Source organism: Sphaerisporangium siamense, from assembly GCF_014205275.1.
Classification (GTDB): Bacteria; Actinomycetota; Actinomycetes; order Streptosporangiales; family Streptosporangiaceae; genus Sphaerisporangium; species Sphaerisporangium siamense.
Map to the genome: position 1 here is coordinate 6,224,155 of NZ_JACHND010000001.1, position 6,646 is coordinate 6,230,800.

General features: G+C 73.5%; 6 protein-coding genes. 4 read left to right on the plus strand and 2 right to left on the minus strand.

Annotated features, from left to right (window positions below; all coding sequences use genetic code 11):
• Positions 1 to 72: 72 nt before the first annotated feature.
• The 4 genes from BJ982_RS28605 to hpnR all read left to right on the plus strand — a co-directional run bounded on the left by BJ982_RS28605 (position 73) and on the right by hpnR (position 4,512).
• Positions 73 to 1,452: an MBL fold metallo-hydrolase gene (locus BJ982_RS28605; RefSeq protein ID WP_184885137.1), complete on the plus strand. Its 1,380-nt coding sequence runs from the start codon at positions 73 to 75 to the stop codon at positions 1,450 to 1,452.
• A 65-nt stretch (positions 1,453 to 1,517) separates the two neighbouring features.
• Positions 1,518 to 2,096, plus strand: a complete 579-nt coding sequence (locus tag BJ982_RS28610) for a rhodanese-like domain-containing protein (protein WP_239123005.1) — start codon at positions 1,518 to 1,520, stop codon at positions 2,094 to 2,096.
• A 58-nt stretch (positions 2,097 to 2,154) separates the two neighbouring features.
• On the plus strand, positions 2,155 to 2,907 hold the full coding sequence (locus tag BJ982_RS28615; RefSeq protein WP_184885139.1) for a sulfite exporter TauE/SafE family protein: 753 nt from the start codon (positions 2,155 to 2,157) through the stop codon (positions 2,905 to 2,907).
• 129 nt (positions 2,908 to 3,036) lie between these two features.
• On the plus strand, positions 3,037 to 4,512 hold the full coding sequence (hpnR, locus tag BJ982_RS28620) for a hopanoid C-3 methylase HpnR (protein WP_184885141.1): 1,476 nt from the start codon (positions 3,037 to 3,039) through the stop codon (positions 4,510 to 4,512).
• A 47-nt stretch (positions 4,513 to 4,559) separates the two neighbouring features.
• On the opposite strand, the gene BJ982_RS28625 is transcribed toward hpnR, so the two are convergent.
• Positions 4,560 to 6,050 (minus strand): MFS transporter, encoded by a 1,491-nt coding sequence (locus tag BJ982_RS28625; protein WP_184885142.1) that lies wholly within the window; start codon positions 6,048 to 6,050, stop codon positions 4,560 to 4,562.
• 372 nt (positions 6,051 to 6,422) lie between these two features.
• Positions 6,423 to 6,632, minus strand: a complete 210-nt coding sequence (locus BJ982_RS28630; protein WP_184885143.1) for an MbtH family protein — start codon at positions 6,630 to 6,632, stop codon at positions 6,423 to 6,425.
• Positions 6,633 to 6,646: the final 14 nt, after the last annotated feature.

Genomic DNA, 6,646 nt, shown 5'->3' on the forward strand with positions numbered 1-6,646 from the left:
CGGCCGCGGAGGCTCCGCGGCCGCCTCTTTTTGACACCGTGATACCCCCGGGGGTATGGAAAGGAGCAGGCGATGGAGGTCGTGACCTTCCGGACGCCCGGCCTGGGCGACCAGACCTACCTGCTGACACATCAGGGCCAGGGCGTCCTCGTCGATCCCCAGCGCGACATCGGCCGCTTCCTGCGCGCCGCCGCCGAGCGCGACGTGGACCTGCGGTTCGTGCTGGAGACCCACCTGCACAACGACTACGCCTCCGGGGCGGAGCAGGCGGCGCTGCGCACCGGGGCCGAACTGGTGATGCCCGCCGCCGCGGCGCCCGCCTACCGGCACACGCCCGCCTTCCACCAGGAGGAGATCGACGGCGGCGCGCTGACCGTGCGTCCCCTCCACACGCCGGGCCACACGCCCGAGCACACCAGCTACCTGGTACTCATCGAGGGAGAGCCGGTCGCGTTGTTCTCCGGTGGCAGCCTGCTGGTCGCCTCGGCCGGGCGGCCCGATCTGCTCGGCCCCGAGCGGGCCCGCTCGCTGGCCCGCCTCCAGTACGCGTCGCTGCGCAGGCTCGCCGCGCTGCCCCCCGCCGTGGGCCTCTACCCGACGCACGGCGAAGGGTCCTTCTGCACGGTCTCCGGCGCCGGGCGGACGACCTCGACGATCGGGGACGAGCGCGCCGGCAACCCGCTGCTGGCCCTCGCCGGTCCCGACGAGTTCGCCGACGCGCTGCTGGCCGCCCCCATGCCCATCCCGGCCTTCTACCAGCACATGAGCCCCGCCAACACGCGCGGCGTTCCGCCCATGCCGCCCCTGCGCGTCCCCGAACTGGGGGTGGCGGAGATCCCCGCCGGGTCGCACGTGGTCGATATCCGGCCCCGCCAGGCGCAGGCCCAGGGCATGCTGCCCGGCTCGCTCGGCGTCGAGCTGGACGACGACTTCGGAAGCTGGGCGGGCTGGCTGCTGCCGTACGCCGAGCCGATCACCCTGGTCGCGGAGCCGGGCCAGGACGTCGCCGAGGCGGTCACCCAGCTCGCCAGGATCGGCGCCGACACCGTCCAGGGCGTCGTCCTCGACCTCGGCGCGACCGCCACGCAGACCTACGAGCTGCTGGAGCTCGACGCCTTCACCACCCTGCTCGCCCGCCCGGACGCCCAGCTCCTCGACGTGCGCATGCCCGCGGAACACGAGCAGGCGCGGCTGGAGGGCGCGACCGAGCGGTTCCTGCCCGATCTCATCACCCTGGGCATCCCCGACGCGCTGGACCCGGCGCGGCCGGTCCTGGTCGCCTGCGCCTCGGGCCGCCGCGCGAGCATCGCCGCCTCCCACCTCGCCCGCGAGGGCTTCCGCCCGATCGCCCTGACCGGCGCCGGCCTCGCCGAGGCCGCCGCCGCGCTCCGCGATCGCGACCGCGCCCCCGACACCGACACCGACACCGACACCGACACCGACACCATCTGACCGGCGCGACGGCCGGTCCGCCCCATCGCTCGTCCGTGAGCTCGACAGAACCTGGAGAAGTCCCCGTGTCCCGTATCGACGCCGCCACCGCCCGCTCGTGGATGGCATCCGATCCCGGCGTCCGCGTCCTGGACGTCCGCACCCCGGGCGAGTTCGCGTCCGCGCACATCGCCGGGGCCGTCAACCTGCCCCTCGACCAGGCCGCCGCCCACCTGCGGCGCGCCGTCGCCGGCGTGGACGGCCGCGTGCTGCTCGTCTGCCAGTCCGGCGCGCGCGCCGAGCGGGCCAGGACGGCGCTCGGCGACACCGGGCCGGCCGGGGTCGCGGTCCTGGACGGCGGCATGAACGCCTGGACCGCGTCCGGAGGGCCCGTCGCGCGGGGACGCGCGCGCTGGTCGCTGGAGCGGCAGGTCCGCCTCGTCGCCGGGAGCGTCGTGCTCGCCTCGGTCGTGGCGAGCCTGTGGATCCCCGCCGCGGCGGCGGTCGCCGCCCTGATCGGGGCGGGGCTGACGGTGGCGGCGCTCACCGACACCTGCGCCATGGGCATGCTGCTCGCCAAGCTGCCCTACAACCGGGCGGGAGGCGTGAACGTCGAGGCCGCCATCGCCCGGCTGCGTCAGGGCCCGTCCGAAGCGGGCGCCTGATCGTGGCACGCGGCGCACCGGGCCGGCCCATGTCTCCCGAATACCCCCCGGGGTATCGATGTTCGCCCTGACCCTCGCCGCCGCCGTCCTGGTCGGCGTGACGCTCGGCCTGTTCGGCGGCGGCGGGTCGATTCTCACCGTGCCGGTGCTGGTCTACCTCGCCGGGGCGCCGGCCAAGGCGGCCATCGCGATCTCGCTGTTCGTCGTGGCCGTGACCAGCGCGGTCAGCGTCATCGGGCACGCCAGGGCGGGGCGGGTCCGCTGGCGTACCGGGCTCCTGTTCGGCGTGGCGGGCATGGCGGGCGCGTACGGCGGCGGGCTGATCGGCCCCTACCTGCCCGAGTCGCTGCTCATGGCGGCCTTCGCCGCCATGATGCTCGCCACCGCCCTCGCCATGATCCGCGGCCGCCGCACCCCCGCCCCCGCCGCACGGCACCGCGAGCCGCCCGTCGCGCACGTGGCCGCGGAAGGCGTCGCCGTGGGGCTGGTGACCGGGCTCGTCGGGGCGGGCGGAGGGTTCCTGGTGGTGCCCGCCCTCGCGCTGCTCGGCGGCCTGCCCATGGACGTGGCGGTGGGCACCTCGCTGCTGGTCATCACCATGAAGTCCCTGGCCGGCCTCGCCGGATACCTCCACAGCACACCCGTCGACTGGAGCCTGGCGCTCCCGTTCAGCGTGGCCGCCGCCCTGGGCGGCCTGGTCGGCGGCGCCCTGACCGCACGCCTCGACGCCACCCGCCTCCGCACGGCATTCGGCTGGTTCGTCCTGGCGATGGGCGCTTTCGTCCTCCTCCAGCAACTGCCGGCCACCTGACCCACGCCCCCGCGGCCCCGGCGCGCACGGCCCGTCGATTACGCGGAGCCACGACCGGGTAGCAGGCTGCTATGGGGCGTCGTGGGCGCCGCCGGCCGACGCGCGGTCCGACCAGGACGGGGAGGGTGGATGCGCACCCTGTTGGTACACCCCAGCGGCCTGATGTACTCCGAGATCTTCCTCCGGCTGGAGCCGCTCGGCCTGGAACGGGTGGCCGCCGCGCTGCGCCGGGCGGGACATGAGGTGCGCCTGCTGGACCTGCAGATCTTCACGCACCGTGACCTGCGCCGCGAACTGCTCGCCTTCGAGCCTCAGGCCGTCGGATTCGGCCTCAACTATCTCCCCAACGTGCCGGAGGTCCTCGATCTGGCCAAACGGGTGAAAAGTCTGCTGCCACGCTGTTTCGTCTTCGCGGGCGGGCACAGCGTCTCGTTCATCGCCGCGCACGTCCTCGCGCAGTCCGAGGGCGCCCTGGACGCGATCCTGCGCGGCGAGGGCGAGGCGGCGGCCCCGCTGCTGCTGGCCGCCGCGCGGGACGGCGGTCTCAGCGAGGTTCCCGGCGCCGTGACCGCCGAGGGGTCGTGCGCGAAGCCGCCGCTGCTGCTGGACAGCCTGGACGAGCCTCGCCCCGCGCGGGACCTGACCCGGCGCCGCGACAAGTACTTCATCGGCGTGATGGACCCCGCGGCCTCGGTCGAGTTCACCCGCGGCTGCCCGTGGGACTGCTCGTTCTGCAGCGCGTGGACCTTCTACGGCCGCAGCTACCGCAAGATGTCGCCGGAGGCCGCGGCCGAGGAGGTGGCCTCGATCCGGGAGCCGGGCGTGTTCATCGTGGACGACGTCGCCTTCATCCGGCCCGAGCACGGCGACGCCATCGCCGCGGAGCTGGAGAAACGGAAGGTGAGGAAGGAGTACTACCTGGAGACGCGCGCCGACGTGCTGCTGCGCCATCCCGAGGTGTTCGAGCGATGGCGGCGGCTCGGGCTGAACTACATGTTCCTCGGCATGGAGGCGCTCGACGAGCAGGGCCTGGACCTGTATCGCAAGCGGACCAGCCCCGACCAGAACGTCAAGGCGCTCGAAGTCGCCCGCGACATGGGACTCACCGTCGCGATCAACCTCATCGTCGACCCGGCCTGGGACACCGCGCGGTTCCGGCTCGTACGCCGGTGGGCGCTGTCGGTGCCCGAGATCGTCAACCTCACCGTCATGACGCCCTATCCCGGCACCGAGATCTGGCACACCGAGTCGCGCAAGCTCACCTCGCGCGACTACCGGCTGTTCGACATCCAGCACGCCGTGGTCCCGACCACGCTCCCTTTGCACGAGTTCTACCGCGAGCTGGTGCGGACCCAGGCGGTGATGAACCGCAAACACCTCGGCGTGGCGGGCGCGGCCAAGACCCTGCGGATCATCGGCCGCAACCTGCTGCGCGGGCAGACCAACTTCGCCACGGCGGTGTGGAAGTTCCGGTCGGTGTACGACGCCGACCGGCAACATGGCGATCATTTCCGTGAGGTCCGCTACGAACTGCCGGTTCCCGACCGGCGTGCCGTCGGGCCGGCCGACCGGCGCGAGCTGTACGTCCACCGGCGTCCCCGCTGAGCCCTGCCGGACCCACCCCGCTACCGAGCCGTGCCGGGCACGCTCGGCTACGGGTGTCCCCGCGCGCCACCGGAGGCCGGGCCGCGCAGCCGCGTGTTCTCCTCGGAGACGACGGCCGCCGCGACGTCCTCCGGGTAGGAACGCCGGGCCCACAGCAGGATGGCCCCGTTGGCCGCCAAGGGGATCAACATGAGCAGGAAGGTGTACTCCAGGCCGTCCGCCCTGCCTCCGTGGCTGAGCGCGTCCGCCAGCATGCCGAACACCACCGGCGCGCCGGCCTCCGCCGACATCCGCAACGCCGTGCGCACGCTCTCCGCCCGGCCCCAGAGCCGGTGGTGGACCACGTCGAGGCGCGCGGCGTCCAGCGGCGGGTTGGCCGCCGCCAGGCAGAACGCCGCCGCGGTGAACAACGGGAGGGCCTTCTCGGTCGACGTGGTCATCAGCGCGGGCAGGAACAGCACGGCGGAGACGAGGTAGGCGATCGCGGGCACGCCGACCCGGGCTTCCACGTGCCCGCGGCGCACCAGCCGGTCGGCGAGGCGTCCCCCGGTCAGCACCCCGAGCAGCGCGCCGGCCCCCACGATCGGCAGTATGCCGCTCACCTGGATCTTGGTCAGCCCGAAGTGGGCGGACACGAACTCGACCGCGAACGTGCGCAGCCCGGCGAAGAAGAAGTACCCGACGACCGAGGCGATGATCATCAGCCGGTTGGTGGGGATGCGCAGCACGTAGATCACCGCCGCGCGCAGCGACATGTCCGTCGGATCCTCGTGCAGGACCAGGGCGGGGTCCGGGGCCACTCCCCGGCGCCGGATCTGCCGGCGCGCCGTCGCCTCCGGTTGAGGGCGCACGCCGTGCTTCCCGCCCAGGGCCGGCATCCGGTCGCGGCCGCCGCGCGCCGGTTCGCGCAGATGGCGGACCACGACGTAGAGCAGGGCCAGCGCGATCAGCGCGAGAAGGCCGAAGGACCAGCGCCACGACAGCAGGTACCCGAGGTCGCCCACCATGATCAGCCCGAAGCCGGCGCCGAGCGTCTCACCCGCCAGGATGAACCCGTAGACGCGCCCCCGTTCGGCGACGGGGAAGTAGTCGCCGATCAGGGACGCCAGTGTCGGCCCCGCGGTGGCCGTCACCGCGCCCAGCGCCACGCGCGACATCAGCAGCGTCGAGAACGACCCGGCCAGCGCGCCCGCGACCATGGCCGCGCTCCACAGGACGATGCTGGCGGCGAGCAGCCGGACGCGGTTCACCCGGTCGGTCAGCATGCCGACGGGCACGGCCGCCAGCGCCCCGACACCGGAGGAGATCGCGACCAGGGCGCCGATCTCGGTGTTGCCGACGTGGAGGTCGCGCTCCAGTTCGGGGGCCAGCGCGCCGACCGTCCCCTTGTCGGCGGCGTCGAGGGCCATCACGCAGGCGAGGATGACGATCACCTCGGTGCGCGCCGGACCGCCCAGCGCGGCGTTGAGCCGCGCCAGCCCCCATTGCGCGGCCCTCCGGAGAGGGCCGCTCTTTTTCCTGGCAAAGCGGTATGGCATGGGCATAACCGACTTCGCTCAACGCTCTCCGGCAGGTCCGGGCCACCGGCCCCGCCACCAGGCCTGACGCCTCCATTGTCCCGGTCCGCCCTCGGCCCCCCACCGCGGCCCCGCCCCCGAACGGCGCGCCCTCGCACGCCGGCCACCGACGGCGCGACGGCCGCCTGCCCGCAGGTTTTCCCAGGTCGATGCGCTACGCGTGAACCAGCACGACCTGGCACGGGCAGAGCCCGGCTTGACCGCCCACCGAGCGGAAAACCTCGGCAAGCGTTACGGCCACGCGTCCAACACCGGGCAAAAGGCCGCCGCCCCCGGAAACCGCCGGGGACGGCCGATCACGCCACGCCGCCGAGCGCTCCGCCTGTCACCCGGTCAGGTCGTCATGTGGTCGATGAGGCTCTGCGGGCGCATGTCGGTCCAGACGGACTCGATGTGCTCCAGGCACTCCTGGCGGGTGCCGGGGCCGTGGGCGACCGTCCAGCCCGCGGGGACCTCGGCGAACTCCGGCCACAGGCTGTACTGCCCCTCGTCGTTGACGAGCACGGAGTAGACACCGTCGGGGTTCTCGAAGGGGTTGGTCACTTTCTCTCCTCTGA

Excerpts from the sequence above, each read along its gene's own strand:
- BJ982_RS28615 (WP_184885139.1), top strand. The coding sequence starts at position 2,155 with ATGTTCGCCCTGACCCTCGCCGCCGCCGTCCTGGTCGGCGTGACGCTC.
- hpnR (WP_184885141.1), top strand. The coding sequence starts at position 3,037 with ATGCGCACCCTGTTGGTACACCCCAGCGGCCTGATGTACTCCGAGATC.
- BJ982_RS28605 (WP_184885137.1), top strand. The coding sequence starts at position 73 with ATGGAGGTCGTGACCTTCCGGACGCCCGGCCTGGGCGACCAGACCTAC.
- BJ982_RS28625 (WP_184885142.1), bottom strand. The coding sequence starts at position 6,050 with ATGCCATACCGCTTTGCCAGGAAAAAGAGCGGCCCTCTCCGGAGGGCC.